Below are 572 nucleotides of genomic sequence, written 5' to 3'. Positions count from 1 at the left end.
CGCCGTGGGCTGCCCTGGCGAGGTTCCGTTCGCAGAGGTTGCCGCACACGTTGACGCGGTGGTCACGGTCAGCGAGGAAGCGCTGTCCAAAGCGCTGCTGCTATGCCTCGAACGCGCCAAATTGATTGTCGAACCGGCAGGCGTCGCGGCCGTTGCGGCGTTGATGACGTGCTCGCCGGAGGAATTGGGACTGACCGGGCCGGTATGCGCTGTGCTGTCCGGCGGCAACATCGATCCGCTGCTGCTCACGCATGTCATCTCACACGGACTGCGGGCAGCCGGACGGTTCCTCGGCGTTCACATCACCATCGACGATCGGCCGGGTGCGCTGGTCTCACTGCTCGAAGTGGTTCGGGCAAATGGTGCCAGCGTGGTCGACGTCATCCACTCCCGTACCGGTGGCGAACTTGCACTCGACGAAGTGGAGGTCTTCCTCACCGTCGAGACGCGGGGTCCGGACAACAAGGCGGAACTTCTGACGGCCTTCGACCGCGCCGGCTACGCAGTACGCCTGCAGAACTGACGCGAGTTACTCGTCAGGCCAGCCGCCCAGAACCGTCAGGCGGAACTCC

The 572-nt window shown here is 64.9% G+C and carries 1 pseudogene; it reads left to right on the top strand.

Annotated features, from left to right (window positions below):
* A pseudogene (locus tag ACK4TH_RS13055) lies at positions 1-523 on the top strand (threonine ammonia-lyase); the annotation flags it as partial.
* Positions 524-572 lie beyond the last annotated feature (49 nt).

This window comes from Tepidimonas sp. (assembly GCF_046292505.1).
In the GTDB taxonomy this organism is placed as follows: domain Bacteria; phylum Pseudomonadota; class Gammaproteobacteria; order Burkholderiales; family Burkholderiaceae_C; genus Tepidimonas.
This window is presented reverse-complemented; position numbering and strand designations above follow the sequence as displayed.